The 17,604-nt window shown below is 75.0% G+C and carries 13 protein-coding genes; 2 read left to right on the top strand and 11 right to left on the bottom strand.

Annotated elements, in window-relative coordinates; translation table 11 throughout:
* Window positions 1–138: 138 nt before the first annotated feature.
* Entirely contained in the window at window positions 139–1,494 is a 1,356-nt protein-coding gene (locus ACZ5OX_RS17820) for an ATP-grasp domain-containing protein (RefSeq protein WP_465630818.1), read from the top strand.
* Window positions 1,495–1,541: 47 nt separating this feature from the next.
* On the top strand, window positions 1,542–2,672 hold the full coding sequence (locus ACZ5OX_RS17815) for a nucleotide disphospho-sugar-binding domain-containing protein (protein ID WP_465630816.1): 1,131 nt from the start codon (window positions 1,542–1,544) through the stop codon (window positions 2,670–2,672).
* A 62-nt stretch (window positions 2,673–2,734) separates the two neighbouring features.
* Here ACZ5OX_RS17815 and ACZ5OX_RS17810 read toward each other — a convergent pair whose 3' ends face one another.
* The 11 genes from ACZ5OX_RS17810 to ACZ5OX_RS17760 all read right to left on the bottom strand — a co-directional run bounded on the left by ACZ5OX_RS17810 (window position 2,735) and on the right by ACZ5OX_RS17760 (window position 17,599).
* On the bottom strand, window positions 2,735–4,168 hold the full coding sequence (locus ACZ5OX_RS17810; RefSeq protein WP_465630814.1) for a DUF6519 domain-containing protein: 1,434 nt from the start codon (window positions 4,166–4,168) through the stop codon (window positions 2,735–2,737).
* Between the two features lie 44 nt (window positions 4,169–4,212).
* A complete protein-coding gene (locus ACZ5OX_RS17805) occupies window positions 4,213–6,444 on the bottom strand; it encodes a hypothetical protein (RefSeq protein WP_465630813.1) in 2,232 nt (743 codons plus the stop codon).
* Window positions 6,441–10,205, bottom strand: a complete 3,765-nt coding sequence (locus tag ACZ5OX_RS17800) for a putative baseplate assembly protein (RefSeq protein ID WP_465630811.1) — start codon at window positions 10,203–10,205, stop codon at window positions 6,441–6,443. Before ACZ5OX_RS17800 ends, ACZ5OX_RS17805 begins: the two co-directional genes overlap by 4 nt.
* Entirely contained in the window at window positions 10,202–13,510 is a 3,309-nt protein-coding gene (locus ACZ5OX_RS17795) for a putative baseplate assembly protein (RefSeq protein WP_465630809.1), read from the bottom strand. Before ACZ5OX_RS17795 ends, ACZ5OX_RS17800 begins: the two co-directional genes overlap by 4 nt.
* Complete coding sequence (locus ACZ5OX_RS17790) at window positions 13,507–13,962, bottom strand: GPW/gp25 family protein (protein ID WP_465630807.1); 456 nt, start codon at window positions 13,960–13,962, stop codon at window positions 13,507–13,509. The genes ACZ5OX_RS17795 and ACZ5OX_RS17790 overlap by 4 nt, the downstream gene beginning before the upstream one ends.
* A complete protein-coding gene (locus ACZ5OX_RS17785; protein ID WP_392870837.1) occupies window positions 13,959–14,291 on the bottom strand; it encodes a hypothetical protein in 333 nt (110 codons plus the stop codon). The genes ACZ5OX_RS17790 and ACZ5OX_RS17785 overlap by 4 nt, the downstream gene beginning before the upstream one ends.
* 14 nt (window positions 14,292–14,305) lie before the next feature.
* Window positions 14,306–14,815 (bottom strand): phage baseplate assembly protein V, encoded by a 510-nt coding sequence (locus ACZ5OX_RS17780; RefSeq protein ID WP_392870840.1) that lies wholly within the window; start codon window positions 14,813–14,815, stop codon window positions 14,306–14,308.
* A gap of 64 nt (window positions 14,816–14,879) precedes the next feature.
* Window positions 14,880–16,037: a hypothetical protein gene (locus ACZ5OX_RS17775; protein ID WP_465630805.1), complete on the bottom strand. Its 1,158-nt coding sequence runs from the start codon at window positions 16,035–16,037 to the stop codon at window positions 14,880–14,882.
* Complete coding sequence (locus ACZ5OX_RS17770; RefSeq protein WP_465630803.1) at window positions 16,030–16,383, bottom strand: hypothetical protein; 354 nt, start codon at window positions 16,381–16,383, stop codon at window positions 16,030–16,032. The genes ACZ5OX_RS17775 and ACZ5OX_RS17770 overlap by 8 nt, the downstream gene beginning before the upstream one ends.
* Entirely contained in the window at window positions 16,380–17,027 is a 648-nt protein-coding gene (locus tag ACZ5OX_RS17765) for a CIS tube protein (RefSeq protein ID WP_465630801.1), read from the bottom strand. The genes ACZ5OX_RS17770 and ACZ5OX_RS17765 overlap by 4 nt, the downstream gene beginning before the upstream one ends.
* Window positions 17,027–17,599 (bottom strand): HEAT repeat domain-containing protein, encoded by a 573-nt coding sequence (locus tag ACZ5OX_RS17760; RefSeq protein WP_465630799.1) that lies wholly within the window; start codon window positions 17,597–17,599, stop codon window positions 17,027–17,029. The genes ACZ5OX_RS17765 and ACZ5OX_RS17760 overlap by 1 nt, the downstream gene beginning before the upstream one ends.
* Between the last annotated feature and the right edge of the window lie 5 nt (window positions 17,600–17,604).

Raw genomic sequence — 17,604 nt, 5'->3', positions numbered from 1 at the left:
GCCGGACCGCCGTACGGGCCCCAGCCGCTCCCCGGCATGCCACGGGCCGGAGCGATCCTCCGAGGCCGCGGGCGAGCCCCACGGGCCCGCTCGTCGGCGTGCCCATGGACGAGTGAACTTCCTTCAGGAGAAAGTACGTTGAACAAGATCCTCTACGTCTACGTCAAGGGCGGCGCCCCGCTGGAGTACGCGTTCCCGCGCATCGCCGCCTGCGGCGAGCTGCACGTCCTCGCGCTGGCGCCGCTGCCCACGGCCGGGGAGGACGTGTGGCGTCCCAGCTGCACCAGCATCGAGCTGGTGCCCGACGCGCCGCGCGGCGACGACCTGGTCGAGCTGATCGTGGAGTACGCGAAGGCCATCGGGGCCGACGCGATGCTGACCCTCTCGGAGTTCGCGGTCCTGGCCGTCGCGCACGCCGCGAGCCGGCTCCACCTGGCCGGCCCGGGAGAGGGGATCATCCGCGCCCGGGACAAGCGGCTGATGCGCGAGGCGTGGGCGGCCGCCGGGGTGCCGATACCCGCGTTCCGCCGCGTCGACAGCCTCACCGACCTGACGACCGCGCTGGCCGAACTCACGCCCCCGCTGCTGCTCAAGCCGGCCTGGGGCGCCGGATCGGTCGCCCAGATCGTGCTGGACTCGGTCGAGGAGGCCGCCCCGGCGTGGGCCGGCATCGAGAGCGGGCTGCGGGCGGGCAGCCAGGTCGGCATGAACGAGCTCTACGCCGCGGACACCGACCGGGACCGCCTCGTCGAGTCGATCGCCCAGGGCTCCATCGAGGGCTGGTACCAGGAGCCCGGCTACGGCGACTACGTGAGCGTGGAGGGGATCGTCGCGGACGGCGTCTACCACCCCCTCGCCATCACCGCCAAGCTGCCGACCGTCCCGTCCTTCGTCGAGGTGGCCAGCACCTCGCCCTGCGTCCTCGCGGAGCCGCTGCAACGCCGGATCGAGGAGGTCTCGCGGCAGGCCGTCGACGCGCTCGGGCTGGAGAACTGCGGCACCCACACCGAGCTGAAGCTGATGGCGGACGGCGAACTGGTGGTCATCGAGACCGCCGCCAGGTTCGGCGGCCTGCTGACGACCAGGCAGGTCCACGAGGTCTTCGGGCTCGACCCGATCGGCATGCTGGTCCGGCAACTGCTCGGCGAGCGGGTCGACTACCCGGCGGCCATGCCCCTCGACGGCGTCGGGGCCGCCGCCTCGCTGGCCGTCGTCCCGGCCGACGCGGCGGGCGTGCCCTGGCGGACCAGCCCGGTCTGGAACCCGCAGGCCGTCGACTGGCAGAGCCTGCTGTCGCCGGGCAGCACCATCGAGGCCGTACCCGCCTTCGCGATGCCCGCGGGCCGGACGGTCCCCGCCTTCGACCCGTCCGCCGGGTCGCGCAACTGGCTCGGCGTCTACCTGCTGAGCGCCGTCGACGCCGCCACCCTGCAGCGCGACTGCAACGCCGTGCTGAACGGCATGGAAGCCGCCCTGCACCGGGCCGCCTCCTGAGCCGGCGCACCCCGGCATCCCCCCGACCCCACGACCGAGGTTCCTCCATGCGTGTACTGTTCGCCGGCGTCCCCGGCATCGGCCACCTCTTCCCGCTGGTCCCGCTCGCCAGGGCGATGTGCGAACTCGGCCACGAGGTCGCGGTGGCCTCGATGGACGGTGGCGAGGCCGTCGCCGCGGCCGGGATGCCGTACCTGCCCATCGCGCCCGGGGTCGACTGGCGCAAGGTGATCAGGGAGGCCGGCCGCACCCGCCGGCCCGACCTGATGCAGCGGGTGGTCGAGAGCAACTCGGCCGACCGCGAGGCGTTCGTCCCCCTGGCCGCCCACGTCAACAGCGACGTGGCCGACGCGGTGGTCGAGCTCGCCACCCAGTGGCGACCGGACCTGGTGGTGTACGACTACCAGTTCCCGGTGGCCCTGCTCGCGGCGACCCGCCTCGGCGTGCCGGCCGTCCAGCACGACCTGGGGTTCGTCCGGACCCCGAAGCTGCGCGCGCTGATGCTGGCGGAGATGGCGGACACCTTCGCCAGGCACGGGATCGACCGGCTGCCCGAGCCCGCGGACATCATCGACCTCGCGCCCCCGAGCATGGCCGGGGACGAACGGTACGGCCGCTCGCTGCGGCCCGTCTCCTACAACGGCGAGGACGAACTCCCCGCCCACCTGGCCGTGCCCGCCGACCGCCCGCGCGTGGCGGTGACGCTGGGCACCATCCCGCCCAAGACGGACGGCCTGACCAGGCTGGAGCGGGTGATCGCGGCGGCCGCCGACATCGACGCGGAGTTCGTGCTCGCCACCGGCGACCTCGACCTCGGCACGCTCGACACCCTGCCCGACAACGTCCGCGCCTGCGGCTGGGTCCCGTGGCGGGCACTGCTGGACACCTGCTCGGCCGCCATCCACCACGGCGGCGGCAGCACCGCCCTCGGCGCCCTGGACGCCGGCATCCCGCAACTCGTTCTCCCCGACGGCTCCGACCGCTTCATCAACGCCGACGCGGTCCGGGCCCGGGGCGCCGGCCTGCGCGCCGCCGCCGAGGACATCGGCCCGGCGCTGCTCGACCGGCTGCTCACCGACCCCGACCTGATCCGCGCCGCGCGCGAGGTCAGCACCGAGATCGCGGCCATGCCCTCGCCGACCACCGTCGCGGAACACCTCACCCGCCTCGCCGGCTGACGCGGCCCGGCGGTGGAGCCGTCCGCACGGCACGCACTGCCGTGCGGACGGCGACCGGCCGCTCAGGCCTCGCCCGCGGCGGTGGCCGTGAGCGGGCCGAAGGTCTGCCGGAGGTCGACGACCGTGGTCGGGCCCTTCACCCAGGCGAGCGGGGCGTGGTGCACCCGGACCCCGGCCGGGGGTTGGAGCAGGGCCTCGCCGGCCGTGTTCTGCGGCCACTCCACCGAGCCGGTGGCCGTCCGGGCCGGGACGAGCCAGTAGTCGCCGCGGGTGTACGCGCCGCCCGGCCGGAAGTACACCTGGGCGCCGTCCTCCAGGTCCAGCCAGGCGCCCTCCTGGATCCGCAGGGCGCCGCCGACCAGCGGCAGGGCGTCCCGGCCGCGGGCCGCCCGGTGGTCCCAGCGGCGCAGGAAGGGGTGGCGCTCGGCCAGCCGCCCGACCTCGGGACCCGGTTCGGCGGACAGCCGCACCCGGCGGCCCGGCAGGTCGGTCTCCTCCACCTGGAGGAGGTCCGCCGGCTCGTCCCGGCTGACGTACGCGCTGTCCCCGACCTCGACCCAGTCGCCCACCGAGAGACCGAGCTTGTCGTCGTCGCCCAGCGTGGTGAGGTCGACCCAGACACCCTCGATCGAGGCGACCGGAAGGACGACCGAGCCGTTCTCCCGGGACCACTTGAACGTGGCGCAGCCCTCGGCGGAGCCGCCCCGGTGGACCTCCACCCGGTACAGCTGGTTCTCCGGGCCCCGGTAGGCGTCGTCGGGGTGGGCCAGGCACGGGTCCTCGTTCGCCCGCTCCGGCCGCCGGGCGCGCGCGGCCAGCCAGGAGGCGGGCCGCTCGTGCGGTTCGGCCCACGCGTCGAAGGCCTCCCTGACCCGGGACACCCCGCCGTCCGGCACGCTCAACTCCGAGGCGGGCAGGGCGAGTACCTGCCAGACGACCTTGGCCCGGGCCGCCGTGTCCGGCATCGCCGCGCCGAGCGCGACCTCGCGGATCTCCGGGTCCTCGACCGCGGTGACGCTGCGCTCCCAGACCTTCAGGTAGACCAGGAACGGGAAGTCGCCGGGCAGCCGGTCACCGGGCCGCTCCTCGTCCCGGTAGGCGTCCGGCTGGTCCCAGTACGTCCAGACGGCGGGCGCCTGCCGGGCCTCGCCGTCGCTGCCGCCGGTGCCGCCCCAGTCGCCGTCGTCGGGTACGGCGAGGCCCTCCTCGGGGCGGTAGGACTCGCACAGGATGCCGTCCACGTAGTACCGGCCGCCGCCGATGGTGAGGTCGTCCACGTCGTGGTTGCCCGGCACGTAGCCGATCGCGAACCCGGCCGCCGAGGCCGGTCCGCCGCGGCGGCCGATCAGGTCGGCGGCGAGCGTGCGCAGCTGGTAGCGCTCGATCGCGGCCTGCTCGTTGGCGTCGGCGTCGAGCTGGACCCGGCCCTGCTGGGTCAGCACGGCGGAGTAGTGCTTGCCGGGCCGGAACGTCAGGCGCGAGAAGTCTGCGTGCACGGTTTCCCTCTCACAGTCATTGGTCGGGCGGGAGCGGTCGGGCGTCAGGAGACGAAGAAGATCCCGGCGTCGGTGCCGGCCGGGGTGTACTCGGCCAGCCGCGCCCGCAGGTTGTCCTCGCGCTGGGGCTGGAACAGGTCGTGGAAGGCGCCGAGTTCGGAGCGGTCCTCGGCGCCGCGGGTGATCTCCGGCGCGCACCCGGCGGCAAGCCGGCCGTAGTCGGGCGTGCCGTAGCGGAGGCCGGCGAACAGCGGGCGGACCCGCTGGGCCTCCACGTCGCGCAGCCGGGCGGCCTGCGCCGGGTGCAGTTCGCCGCGCTCGACCAGCCCGGTCACCGCCGAGCGCACCAGGTCGGGCTGGCACTCGTACCGGCGCGGGGTGCGCGAGCCCGGGGGGACGTAGCAGAACCGCAGGCAGCCGAGCGAGCGGCGGGCGACCCGCAGCAGCCCGGTGAACACGCAGTCCTCGGCGAGCGGCACCGCGTGGGTGTGGACCTCGCCGACCACCGTGGAGCGGTGGGCGTGCAGCAGCGCGTGGGCGTGCTCGCAGTCGGGCCCGGAGAGCGCCGGCCGCCGGTGCCCGGTGGCGTCCAGGACGCTGTCGCTGAGGTGGATCTCCAGCGGGTCGTCGTCCACCTCGTCGCCGACGACCTGGATCGAGCCCACGATGCTGCGCTCGATCCGCACGCAGGCCGTGGTGTGGTCCAGCACGAGGCTGGGCTCCTGCGGCGAGTGCGGTTCGCAGTGCGGCTCCAGCGACCAGCCCGGCACCAGGGTGCAGTGCCGCAGGGTGACGGAGGCGAGCGGCCCGGTGACGTTGACCCCGCGGCCGGTGACCAGCAGGCCGTCCAGGACCAGCCGCCCGCCCGGGCGCACGCCCCGGACGTTGAGCGCGTCCGGCCGGTTGCTGTACCAGTCGAGCAGCCGGATCACCGGCCGGGTGCCCTCGGCGGCGCGCAGTTCCAGGCGGTCGTCGGCCTCCAGGTCGAAGTCCAGCTGCTCCTGGTAGGCGCCGCTGTGGGTGATCTCGATGACGGCGGCGCCGCCCGCGCTGCCGTCCTGCTGGTCGGCGCGCCACTGCTGGTAGGCGTCGTTGATCCGCTCGTACGGCCCGCCGGGGCCGACCCGGTAGACCGTCCGTCCCGGGGCCTGCGGGCGGTCGCGCGGGTACTCCCCGCCGCCGGTGTCGTCGCCGAACGCGTAGTGGTAGTCGACCCAGACGCCGCGGCGCGGGGCGGAGCGGGCGCCGAAGGCGATCCGGCCGAGCACCGGGTCGACGGCGACCTGGCCGCGCTTGGGCCGGTACGCCCAGTCGGTCAGGTCGGCCACCGTGATCTCGGCGGGCGGGACCGGCTCCTGGGCGCCGTCGCGCCAGATGGCGAAGCTCTTGCCGGGACCGTAGTAGTCGGCCAGGCGCTCGGCCAGCTGCCGGCGCCGGATCGGTGCCGGCACGTTGTCCAGCGCCGCGAGGTGGGTGGCCGACGGCTCCGGCTCGGGCCGGGTGACCAGCGGGGCGTCGTTCCCGAGGACCGAGAACGTGAAGAGGTTCCTGGCCCGGTCGATGCAGTAGGCCGGCGCCCGGGTGACCGGGTACGGCTTCAGCCGCCACACATACAGGGCGACACCGGCCGGCGTGCGGCCGCCCTGGCGGCGGGCGGAGGCGGCGCGGCGGACGTCGGCGGTGTGCGCCTGCCCGTCGAAGGGCCCGCCGAGCAGGTCCAGCTCGGCGCCGCGCCGCACGTCGACCAGTCGGCCCCGGCCCAGCCGCTGACGGTCGGCCGGCCCCTCGTCCGGGCGCAGCAGCCGCACCGGCTGGGTCTCGCCGAGCAGCCGGGAGAGTTCCACGGCCCGGGCCGGCCAGTCGGCGACCGAGGCGGACAGCTCCTCCAGCAGGGCCAGGGTGCCCTTGCGCCGGCGGTAGGCGACGGTGTTCGCGACGTCGCGCCGCGGCGCCAGCCGGGCGGCGAGCCGGTCGCGGGCCGCCGCCCGCTCGGGGGAGGCGCCGCCGTGCAGCCCGGTGGCGAGCACCTCCTCGTAGCCGGGCAGGATCCGGTAGCCGACCAGGTCGCCGAGGTAGGCGACGGCCCAGTCGGCGGCGGTCTCCACGAACCAGTCCCGGTAGCCCTGTTCGATGCCGCCGCGGACGACGTCGACCTGCTCGGCGATGACGGCCAGCAGGGCGCGCAGCGGCTCACCCGCGTCGGCGTCCCGCAGCCGGTGCCACTGCGGCAGCAGCTCCAGCAGTGCGTCCGGGTCCCGCCCGCTCGGGTCGGTCATGAGCGGACCTCCTTGAGGATCAACGTGTCGGGCAGATTCGGCGACAGCATGGCGAGTTGGGCCGGACGGATGCCGCGGAACACCGTCAGCACCCGGCCGGGCGGCAGCGGGCGGGTGTCGGTGACGGCCGGGTTGAGGCGCAGCAGCTCCGCGACGGAGATGCCGCCCCGGGCGGCGACGTCGGTGAGGGACTCCCCGGCGGGGTCCTTCACCCGGTAGCGCTGCTCCTCGAAGCGGGCGAGCCGGGCCGGGACGGTCGGCTGCGGTTGGGCGAGCAGGTCGGACAGCTGCTCCAGGCCCTCCGGGGTGAGGCTGCCGGGCACGCCCGTGAAGGCGTCGACGTCGACCCGGTCGACGCCGGGGACGGCCTGGGCGACGGCGAGGACCTCGGACTGGTGGGCGCTCTGGCCGAGTTGGCGTCCGGCGTAGCCGAGGCGGTCGAGCAGGGCGCGGCGCAGTGCCGGTTCGACGAGGTCCCAGGAGTGGTCCGGGTCGACCTTCACGCTCAGGGCGACGACCAGCAGGACGGGTTCGCGCAGCGCGACCTCGACCGGAAGCCTCGGGTCGCCGTAGGCGGTGAGCGAGGAGTGCAGGGTGCGGATCAGGTCGGAGTCGGCGGTGAGCGGGATGTCGTCCACCCCGGCCACCGTGACGTGGACGAGCTCCCGCCGGCCGTCCGAGAGCCGGGTGGCGCAGGCTCGCCCGATGCCGGCCCGGGAGCGGGTGAAGTCCTCGTAGTCGGTCACCGAGACCAGCCGGTCCAGGGCGGTGACGGCGAGCGGGATGTTGCGCCGGGCGAGGCCGGGGCCGTCCGGGCCGGCGCCGCCGGTGGCGGGCAGGGGGTTGACGACGGCGGAGACGCCGAGCGGGCGGGTGGTGAGCTGGGTGATCCGGCCGGCGCCGACGTTGCCCGACTCGCCGATGCCGATCCGGTAGCGGGCGCGGACGTTCTCCCGGCCGGTGGGCAGGCGTGAACCGTGCACGCCGTCGCCGAAGGTGACGGTGGTGCGGCCGTCGCTCGCGGTCGCGGTGACGTAGACCCGTTCGTCCGGGCCGCGTCCGGCGAGGCTGTCGACCTCGTGCCAGCGCACCCCGTCGACCCGGACCTCCAGGGTGTTCCGCGCGCCCCTGGGGGTGTCGGCGGCCAGCCAGGTGAGCGGCGACTGCCAGAGGGCGAAGCGCTGGCCGGGGACGCCGGCGTCGCCGCTGCCGATGGCCTCGTCGCGGGTGGCGCCCTGGGTGGCGCGCACCACGTTGCCGAGGATCTGGACGGTGTCGCGCCGGTAGCGGTGGGCGAGGCGGGCGCTGAGCGTGATCGTGGTGCGGACGGTGTCCCCGGGCAGCCGCGGGTCGACGCCCTGTTCGACGCCGGCGATCATGGCCAGTTCGGTGCCCCGGACGCCGGTGGTGTTCGGGATGTCGGTCCGCTCGCCGTCGACCGCGATCCACCGGCCCGGGGTCAACCCGTCGTAGAGCCGGGCGAGTTCGATCCGGTCGCCGTGGACCTCCTCGGTGACGGGCTCGTCGGCGAGCCGCAGCGACTCGCCGCGGGCGTAGACGGTGGCGTCCCTGATGTCCGAGAGCTGGGTGTCCTTGTCGTCCAACCAGGGCTGTTGCAGGGAGAGTTCGGTCACCTTGCCGGTGATGCCGAAGTCGGCGCGGGAGATCACCCGCACGTCGGTCACCCGGGTGATGACCTCGGCGAGGTCGCGGCTGCCCGGGATGCCGCCGTCGAGGCCCTTGCGCGGGCGCTGGACGACCACCCAACTGCCGGGTGCGATCTGGTCGTACACGGCGTCGAGGGTGAGGACCGTACCGGAGACCGGCTGCAGCTTGGTGGTGAACACGACCTCGACCGCGGGCGCCGACTGGTCGGTGCCGGCGTAGCGGTGCACCCGGACGTTCAGCTCGCCGGACTCACCGGTCTTCTCCTGGCCCGCGTCGAGTCGGTAGTCGAGCGCGGCGCCGGGACCGCCGTCGACCGTCACGTGGACGCGGCCGTCGTCCTGCGGGCGGGAGACGAAGACGGTGCGTTCGGGCAGCTTCGCCAGGAACCGGGCGCTGACCCCGGGTTCGTCGTCCGGGGCGGCCACGGCGGTGCGCAGGTGAGGCGGCGGAGGCGGCGGCTCGGTGGTGACCACCTTGACCTGTCCGGGGCCGAACGGGAAGGTGTGGTCCCAGGGCAGCGAGATGCCGCTGTGCACCAGGCTGCCCGCCTCGACGTACGTGAAGTCGGCGGTCTTCGGGATGGTGCCGGCGGTGTCGAAGGTGACCCGGACGCTGATCAGCGTGCTGCCGGCGAGCGGCCAGTCCACGTAGCGGTCGATCCGGCCGTCGTCGCCGTAGACGGGCTTGAGCGGCGCGGTGGCGCCGAACGGGGTGGCGACCACCCGCATCGCCTGGATCTCGTGCACGGCGAGCGGCGCCGTCAGGTCGACCTGCCGCCAGGCGGGGTAGAGGCCGTCGCGCAGCCGGGGGTCGAGCGCGGACAGCAGTTGGGCGCCGAGGTCCGATCCCGGCGCGAAGAGGCGCTGGGGGTCGCGGGCGAGATCCCGGCCGCTGAGCGGGGGCCTGGTGGGGGCGGTGCGCAGCGCCGCCAGCAGCGAGCCGAGTCCGCGGACGGCCGGGTCGGCGGCTCCGGGGCCGCCCTGGCCGGGCGCGGGCCGCTCGGGGGCCTGCGGCGGCTCCAGCTGGTGGGCGCGGTCTCGCAGGCCGGTCAGTTCGTCGCCGAGGCGCCCGAACCAGTCGGCCACCGGCTGCTGGGACCGGGCCAGTTCGGCCGCCTCGGCCGCCCGGGCCGTCACCGGGACGAGCCGGTCGGCGAAGTCCGCCGGGGTGCTCAGCGGACCGGACGGCAGGTCGAGGTCGGCGCGCAGCGGGGCCAGCACCTGCTCGTCGAAGTCCCGGATGATCCGGCTGCGCCCGGGTCGGGGGTTGGGGGCGTTCTCGGAGACGGTGATCCAGTCCGCCAGTTCGGCGCGCAGGTCCTTGAGGGTGCGCAGGTCCCGGGGCAGGCCGATCACCGTGACGTCGTTCTCGCGGTCGATCCGCACCTCGGGCACCAGCCGCAGCACCCGGTGGACCGGGTCGGCGGCCCGGTCGGCGCTGAAGACGAACAGCAGCCGGTCGCCGGGCCTGATGTTGTTGGCGGTGCCGGCGGCGAACAGCTCGGCGCGCCCGCCGGGGTTCAGCTGGCCGGGCGTCAGCTGGTAGGGACGGCGGCGCAGCACGGCCAGTTCGTTCCAGGCGGAGCGGGCGGGGAGGTCCTCGGCGGTCTCGAAGGACTGCGGGTCCTCGCCGGGGCCGGGGACGCTCTGGCTGCGGGCGCCGCGCGGCACGACCACGGTCGGGTCCTCGGCGGCCCGCGGGTCGTGGTCGAGGGTGTAGGCGAGGTAGGTGTCGGCGGCCACCCCGGGCCGGGGCCGGTGGCCGACCAGCCGGCCGAGCAGGGTGAGCGAGTCCTCCTCGGTGGCGGTGCGCAGGTAGCCCTCGTTGGCGATCCGCTCCGAGTAGAAGGTGAGCACGTCGGCGAGCACGGCCCAGGAGTCCAGCAGGGCGATCGCCGGGTCGTCCGGGGTGCGGACGGTCAGGTCGCGCAGCGCCGGGTAGGCGGGGCCGGACAGCCGCGCGAGCAGGCTGTCGAGGAACTCCCCGTAGCGGCCGACGCGGTAGCCGACGGCGTCCAGCCCGGGCGGGTTGAACAGCGGGGCCGGGGTCGCGGTGGCGGTGCCCGAGCAGCCGCAGGTGCACTGGCCGGTCATCGGCCACCTCCGATCACGATCGAGAGCCGGCCGTTCTCCGGCCGGTCGGGGTCGTTGTCGCAAGCGGCGACCTCCAGCGCGCCGAGCCGCAGCAGCCCGTCCGCCAGCTCGCCGTCGTCCCGCCCGAACTGCCGCCGCAGCCGGGTGACTTGAGCGCTGACCACGCCCGGTACGGCGGCGGCCGCGGCCACCAGCCGGGAGACCCGCACCGGGTCGCCGAAGCCCAGCGCGTCCGGGTGGAAGAAGCCGACGCGGCCGTCCGGCAGGGCGCGGCTGCCCAGCACGCGGCGCAACTCGGCCAGGACGTGGCCGCGTTGGTGGCCGGCGGCGGCGCAGATCCGCAGTTCGAGGTCGAGCGGCACCAGCACGGCCGGGCGGACCACCAGGTCGTGGCCGATCCGCCGGTACGCCTCCAGGCCGTCCCCGACCGCCTCCAGCAGGGCGGGGTCGGCCGTGGCCTGCCCGTACGGCTCCACGGCGACGTGGACCTCCTGGACGCTGCCGGTCCAGCGCAGTTCGGCGGCGGCCCGCCGGACGCCCGGCAGGGCGGCGGCCAGCTCCGCGTAGTCGGCGGCCGTGACGGCGCGCAGCCGGGTGCGGCTCAGCGCGAGCGGGGCCGACTGCCGTACCTGGTCGAGCGGTTCGGGCTCGACGCCGCCGGTCGCGGGCAGCGGGTTGCGGACCCGCAGCACCGCGTCCCGCGGCCGGGTGGCGGGGCCGCGCCCCGTCGGGCAGGGCGGCTCGTCCTGGCAGACCACCAGGCGGTTGATGGCCTCCGCGCCCACGTTCCCGGCCGTGCCGTTGCCGATCCGGTACGCGACCCGCAGCAGCGCGCCGGGCGCGGGCGGCAGGCCGTGGCGGCCGTCGCCGAAGCGCAGCGCGAGACGGCCGTCGTCCTCGCACTCGCCCACGAAGTGCCGCTCCCGCGGGCCGTCGGCGAGCAGGTCCCGGCGGGGCGTCCACTCCCGGCCGTCGATGGCGGCCCGGACGGCGGGCAGCGCGGCGCGCGGGTCCTGGACGGCGATGCCGCTCGCCGGGCCGGCCAGCGCGGGGGAGTCGGCGGCGAGCCCGGAGGCGTACCGGGCGCCCCAGCTCTGGGTGACCTCCCAGACGCCGGAGCGCCGCAGCACCCCGCCGGCGCGGGCGCGCGCGGTGAGCACCTCCAGGCGGCGCAGTTTGGCGGCGAGCAGCCGGCCGCGGCGGGCCAGCAGCTCGCGCAGCCCGGCGGCGGGCCGGTCGGCGAGGCGCAGCGCGTGCACCACCTGGGCGCCGAACAGCACGGTCAGCTCGGCGAGTTCGGCGCGGGAGAGGTCGTGGCCGCGGCTCGCCCGGTGCCACAGCTCCTCCAGCCGCTGCCGGACCCGCTCGGGGATGCCGGCGAGCAGGGCGGCCTGCCGGGCGCAGACGTGCGCCGGATCCGGGTAGGCGGCCGCCTGCGTGACCGGGGCGTGGCGCAGCAGCGGGCGGAAGGGCTGCGGCAGGACGGGGTAGCGGGTCTGGTCGAGCAGCGTCTCCAGCGCCGCCGCCTGGGCGTCGGCGGTGGGCGGCTCGACCTCGGCCCCCTGGCCGTCCTCGCCCTCCGCGCTCGCGCCCGGCGCCAGGTGGATGCCCAGCCCGGCCCGCCGCACCGCGGGCTCGCCGAGCAGCGCGTACAGCTCGCGGACCTGTTCAGGGCCGAGCTGGCGGCCGGCCCGGGTCTGGTCGAGCAGCCCGTGGACGGCCTCCGCCGCCGGGCTGCCCTCGGTGCGGTCCGCGCAGCCGCAGCCGTCCGGTTCGCAGGGCGCGACCCGGACCGGCTCCGGCGGCACCGTGAAGGTCTCCGGGGCGCCGCCGCAGAACGTGAGGGAGCGGCCGTGGTCGACCAGGGCGACGTTGCCGCGGGCGACGCTCACGTCGGCGATCGGGCCGCAGTCGCTCCCGCCGCGGGTGGAGAGGCAGACCGGGAAGGAGAGCGCGTCCTCCGGCGCCCAGGTGACCTCGACGACGGGCTGCTCGTACAGCTCGTCGACCAGGTGGGTGACGGAGGTGAGGCGGACGGCCTGGCGGTGCGCGGGGTCGGCATCGGCGGCGGCGCCGGTGCGCGGGCCGAGCACCTCCTCGACGACCAGCAGGTCGCCGGGGCGCAGCGCCAGGCGCCGGGTGCGGTGCCGCGGCCGGCGGGCCTCGGGGTGGTCGGCCTCGGGGCGGTCGAGGTGCCGGTCGGCCTCGGGGCGGTCGGGGTGCCGGTCGTTCTCGGGCCGGTCGTCGTGCCAGTCGTCGCGCAGGGTGGCGGAGGTCGCGCCCGCGGGCAGGACGCAGTCCTGGTCGCCCCAGGTCCAGAACCGGATGGTGTTGTGCGCGGGGTGCAGCACCAGGTCCGCCCCGCCGAGGGGTTCGAACACCTCGACGGCGGCGGTCCGGGCGAGCGTGTCCAACTCCTCGTCCGGGATCACCGTGGACGGCTGCGGGCGCTCCTGCGGGCCGAGCCGGCTGACGTCGACGGCGGCGAAGCGGAAGGTGCCCTGCGGCAGGGTGAGGTGGCGGTCGGTCTCCAGCGCGACGAACGCCCGGGCGTTGCAGCCGTCGTGCACGGCGTAGTCGATCAGCCGGACGTGCCGGCGCACCGACACCCGGCGGCGGGCGGTGTCGAGGTAGGCCTCGGTGGCCACCGCGTCCTGCTGGTAGGAGAGTTGGTCGGCGGTGTAGGCGAGCAGCTCGACCAGCGTGATGCCGAGGTCGGGCAGGTGCCGCTCGGTCCAGCCGGGGGTGGTGAGGCTCATCCGGTCCAGCACGAGCCGCCGCATGCTCTCGTAGTCGCGGGCGGTGTAGTCGATGACCGGGGCCGGCCGCAGGGAGGGCGGGCAGCTCTCCTCGGTGCGGCAGTCGTAGGGCGAGGGGCAGTCGGCGCCGAAGGAGAAGTCGGTGCTCGCGTACCTCGGGTCGAAGCCCGGGTACGGGCGGCTGCCCGGGCGGCCGTAGGCGTCCGCCTCGACCGCGGTCAGCCGGTAGCGGGAGGTGTCGCCGGCCCGGTCGAGGGTGACGAGCATCCGGTCGTCCAGCTCCGGGTCGTCCGCGCGCTCGATGTCGACCGCGAGGGCGCGCAGGCCGGTGATCCGCCGGCCGCCGTCGACGCGGATGTTCTCCGGGCCGAGCTCGTCCGGCGCCCGGCCGAGGAAGGTCACGCTCAGGGTGCGCCCGTCGTCGTCCGGCTCGGCGCCGTCCAGGCCCAGCAGCCGGGCCGCGCGCACGTCGGCGCGACGCGGTTCGGTCCCGCATCGGACCGACGGGCGTTCGGGCTGCCCGGTCACTTCGGATCGGCCGGTCATGCCGCCACCCCGCCCTCGAACACGTCCTGCCGCTGCGAACCGGTCAGGCGCACGACGTACGCCAACTCGACGCGCACCACGTCGTCCTCGCTCTCCACGTCGAGCGAGACGACCTCGATCACGTCGCCGAGCCACCGCTGCAGCGCCGCCTGGACGGACATCTGCAGGGTGGCCGCCAGCTCCGGGCTGTTCGGCGCGAAGACCAGGTCGAGCAGCCCGCAGCCGAAGTCGGGGTGCATGACCCGCTCGCCGGGGCTGGTGAACAGCAAGTGCTCGATCAGGTCCCGCACGTGGTCGTCGTACGCGGCCTCGGCGGTTCGCCCGCGGCTGTCGATCCGGAACGGGAACGCGAGGTCCGTCCGGGCCGGACCGGGCGGCGGACTCGCCGGCTCGACGGCGTGCGTGGCCTGGCCGGCGTTCCCGGAGTGCGTGGCGTGCTGTGTGGTGCTCATACCCCCTCCGCCCGCTGTTGGACGACGGTCACGATCGGCGGCCCCTGCGGGACCTGCTCGGCGCTCTGGCACAGCCCGACGGCGGACCGCGGCAGCGCGGGGGAGCCGTTCACCCGGATCCGGGCGGACGGCACCACCCAGTGGATCGTGACGCAGGGCTGCGGTTTGCCGGCCACGGTGAACGGACAGCCGGTCACGGTGTACGGGTCGGCCGTACTGGTGACGGCCTGGCCGGCGACCAGCACCCGGGCCTGGGCGGGCCGGGCCGTCGCCTGGGCGCCGTGCGGGCAGGTCACCGTCGCATTGACGTGCAGCAGATTTCCGGGCACGAGTCTCTCCCCCGTCAGGTCACGCTCAGGGCGTCCTGGTTGATGGAAACGGTGGCGCCGACGAGCGAGATCGAGGCGCCCTGGCCGTTGCTGATCTGGATGCCCGAGTCGTTGATCACGATCGAGGCCCCGCTCGGTGTGCGGAGGGTGATCCCCGTGGTCGGATCGTCGGACAGGATGATCACCCGCCGCCCCGAGGTCTCCAGCACCGCGTTCGGCGCCCCCGGCGGGCCCGTCCTCGCCTCCACCGGGACCTCCGAGGCGGAGCCGTACCAGCAGCCCGTCCAGATCGGGTAGCTCTGGTCGCCCTGCTCGAACTCCAGCCACACGCCCGCCCCGACCGGCGGAACGGCGTAGTGCCCCATGCCCGGGCCGGCCACCGGGAAGCACGGCATCGCCCAGGTCGACACGGCGTCGCCCAGCACGTCGGGCACCTGGGCCTGGATGCGGCCGATCCCGAGCGGGTCGACGTTGTTCACCACCGTTCCCCGGAACTTGCCGAGGTAGCGGGTCGGTTCGGCCATGCTGGCAACTCCTGGCAGTCGATCGTGGCGGCTGTGGGGCGGCTGCGGGGTGGCTGTGGGGCGGCTACGGGACGACGGTCGGCTGGAGGGCGATCAGGCCCTCGCGGGCCAGCGTGAAGTTCTGGGTGTACGAGCCGCGCTTGAGGTTGTGGGTGACGCTCTTGACGAAGTACAGGCCGTCATAGGTGAGCCCGGCGCCGCGCACTCCGACCAGCTCGCGCGGCCGCAGGACGTGGCCGTACCGCACGACGTCGAGCTGGCCGGAGCCCGAGACGGCGTCCGCCGACTGCATCGCCTGGGCGATGGTCTCGGCGACGGCCTGGGAGGTGTCCTTCTTGGCGGTGTCGGCGATGACCTTCTTCTTCAGCGCCGGCGCGGGCCTGAGCGCGAGCGGCGGGCGCAGGATGCTGACCTCCGGCACCGGCAGGATCGCGGAGACCTTGGTCGCGGGCAGCTGGATGCGGGCCTCCGGCTCCTCGCGGGCGGTCCCGTCGAGGGCGAAGGTCAGCTGGTCGACGTTGGACAACCCGTCCATGTTCACGTTCAGCGCGTGCTGCGGGACGCCGAGCCGGTTCTCCGGCCCCCAGTAGGCGCGGCTCGTCCCGGGGACCGGGCCCGGGTCGAGGTAGAACACGTAGCCGTTGGCCTTCGCCAGCTCGTTGACGTACCCGAGGTCGGTGCCCTTCTGGAAGTCGATCCGCCGGGTGGGCATCGGCGTCTGCGGCACCAGCTCGGGGATGACCAGCGGCACGATGCCGTACTGCCCGTACTTTCCGATGATCGCGGCGACCCGGGCCGCCGGGGACATCGCCGGGAAGGGCACGCCGGCCTGCTCCTCCAGGTCCATCAGCACCGTCAGGTCCTCGCCGGTGACGGTGAGCGTGGACTGGCCGGGCTGGTTGCTGATGCCGACCTCCTGGCGGATGATCACACCGTCCATCAGCACGCTCGGGGTGCCCGAGACGACCGCCATCAGCACGACCCTGATCTTCGGATCGAAGAAGCCGCCCGGCAGCAGCGCGGTGTTGATCAGCCCCCGCTTCGACAGGTCGAAGGCCAGCTGGAACCCGCTGCGCTGCCCGGACGCCACCGTGACCTGCGCCGACAACAGGGCGTCGGTCACCGGCTGCGGCACCGGCACCGGGATCTGCGGGCCCATCAGCAGGGTGAGGTGGATCGACCCGACCGACCCGCCCCCCGTGACGGCCGAGGCCTCAGGCATTCCCCACCCCCGGCACCCCGCCCGGCAGCGCGACGGTGATCCGCCGGCCCGGCGTCGCGGTCAACTCCCGTGGATCGAGCACCGGGTTGGCGTCGGCGATCCGCCACCACTGGTCGGCGCGGCCGAGGTAGCGGTACGCGAGCAGATCGGGGCGGTCACCAGCACCGACGACGTGCTCGGCGAGCGGGGTCAGGCCGTCCGGGCTCGGCAGCAACCGCCGCCTCAGGTACGGCACCTGCCGCCCGTCCGGCTCCGTGTACAACGCGACAGGGACGTCGTGGTACCGGCTGGTCGGCGGGTACGGCGAGGGCGCGGGCAGCGCGTTCAGCGGCTGGTCGACGGTCATCGCAGCCCCCCGCCCAGGCCGAGCGCGCTCAGCCGCCCGTCGGCCGCGGTGCCCACCAGCCGCTCCTTCTGCACCAGGTGCGCCAGGTAGAGCTCGGCCCCGCGGTGCCCGGCCGGCAGGTCGTTGACGGTCAGGACGCGCAGGCCGATGGCGACGGTGGCCCTGATCGGGTTCAGGTCGATGTCGAACGCCTCCTCGGTGATGGTGAGTTCGGTCAGCCGCACGGGCAGGATCCGCTTGCCGCCCCAGGTGAACAGCGTGAGCGGCGCCTCGACCGGCGTGATCTCCAGCGTCCCCACCGCCGCCAGCGCCTGGTTGGCCCGCAGCTGCGAACTGGCCGGCTGCGCCAGCAACTCCAGCGCGGCCAACTGCGGATGGATGCCGTTCGGCGCCGGCACCTCCAACTGGTCCGTCGCGTCCAGCTCCGCGGTGAACTTCCACGTCTCCACCGCCGGCCCCTTCAACCGCAACGCCTCCGTCCGGTCCCCGCTCCCGTCCGCCCCCGCCACCTGCGGAGCCAACGACCGCTCCAGACTGTCCGGATTGAACTGCAGCACGACCACCCGCTGCGGCGTCCCCCGCAACGCGTCGACGATGACCAGCCCGGCCCTGATCGGCCTGGGGGCGTCCGCGTACCCGGCCATCAGGAGTCTTCCTCCGGTCGGGCCAGTCCCTCCAGCAGGATCTGGGCGTTGTGCCGGACGTGGTCCACCGGATCCGTCCGGCTCAGCTGCTCCACCAGGGCCACCAGGCCGGGCCAGGGGAGGTATCCCGTCGCGAGCACCACTGCCTGCCGGACGCCCGGATCGTCGTCCCGGGCGGCGTCGGCCAGGGCCTCGACCACCGACGGGTCCTCCGGTCCTTCGGCGGTGAGCGCGGCGGCGTAGAGCGCGACGAGCCGGTCATCGCGGTCGGACGCCCGGCGCAGCGCGGTGAGGGCCTCGTCGAGCGTCCACACCCGGCAGAGGGACCGGAGTTCGGCCTCCGCGTCGGCCGTGCCGTCACCCCGGATCGTGACGTACCGCATGCCGATGTTCCCGTCGTCGACGTAGTGCACCTCGGCGCTGCCGTCCGGGGTGAGCCAGCTGGCGATGACGGCGCCGTCCTCCTTCCGTCCGAGGTCGAGGAGGGTCCAGTACAGGTCCCAGATGACCAGCTTGAAGTCGTGCTCGGTGAATTCGGGCCTGAGCACCAGGCGGGCGAACGATCGGGTCATGCCAG

The organism is Kitasatospora sp. NPDC032121 (assembly GCF_055580145.1).
Note: the sequence above shows the minus strand (reverse complement) of the source record. Positions and strands in the feature narration are given on the sequence as shown.

Excerpts from the sequence above, each read along its gene's own strand:
- ACZ5OX_RS17815 (WP_465630816.1), top strand. The coding sequence starts at position 1,542 with ATGCGTGTACTGTTCGCCGGCGTCCCCGGCATCGGCCACCTCTTCCCG.
- ACZ5OX_RS17805 (WP_465630813.1), bottom strand. The coding sequence starts at position 6,444 with ATGACCGACCCGAGCGGGCGGGACCCGGACGCACTGCTGGAGCTGCTG.
- ACZ5OX_RS17800 (WP_465630811.1), bottom strand. The coding sequence starts at position 10,205 with ATGACCGGCCAGTGCACCTGCGGCTGCTCGGGCACCGCCACCGCGACC.
- ACZ5OX_RS17795 (WP_465630809.1), bottom strand. The coding sequence starts at position 13,510 with ATGACCGGCCGATCCGAAGTGACCGGGCAGCCCGAACGCCCGTCGGTC.
- ACZ5OX_RS17790 (WP_465630807.1), bottom strand. The coding sequence starts at position 13,962 with ATGAGCACCACACAGCACGCCACGCACTCCGGGAACGCCGGCCAGGCC.
- ACZ5OX_RS17780 (WP_392870840.1), bottom strand. The coding sequence starts at position 14,815 with ATGGCCGAACCGACCCGCTACCTCGGCAAGTTCCGGGGAACGGTGGTG.
- ACZ5OX_RS17775 (WP_465630805.1), bottom strand. The coding sequence starts at position 16,037 with ATGCCTGAGGCCTCGGCCGTCACGGGGGGCGGGTCGGTCGGGTCGATC.
- ACZ5OX_RS17770 (WP_465630803.1), bottom strand. The coding sequence starts at position 16,383 with ATGACCGTCGACCAGCCGCTGAACGCGCTGCCCGCGCCCTCGCCGTAC.
- ACZ5OX_RS17765 (WP_465630801.1), bottom strand. The coding sequence starts at position 17,027 with ATGGCCGGGTACGCGGACGCCCCCAGGCCGATCAGGGCCGGGCTGGTC.
- ACZ5OX_RS17760 (WP_465630799.1), bottom strand. The coding sequence starts at position 17,599 with ATGACCCGATCGTTCGCCCGCCTGGTGCTCAGGCCCGAATTCACCGAG.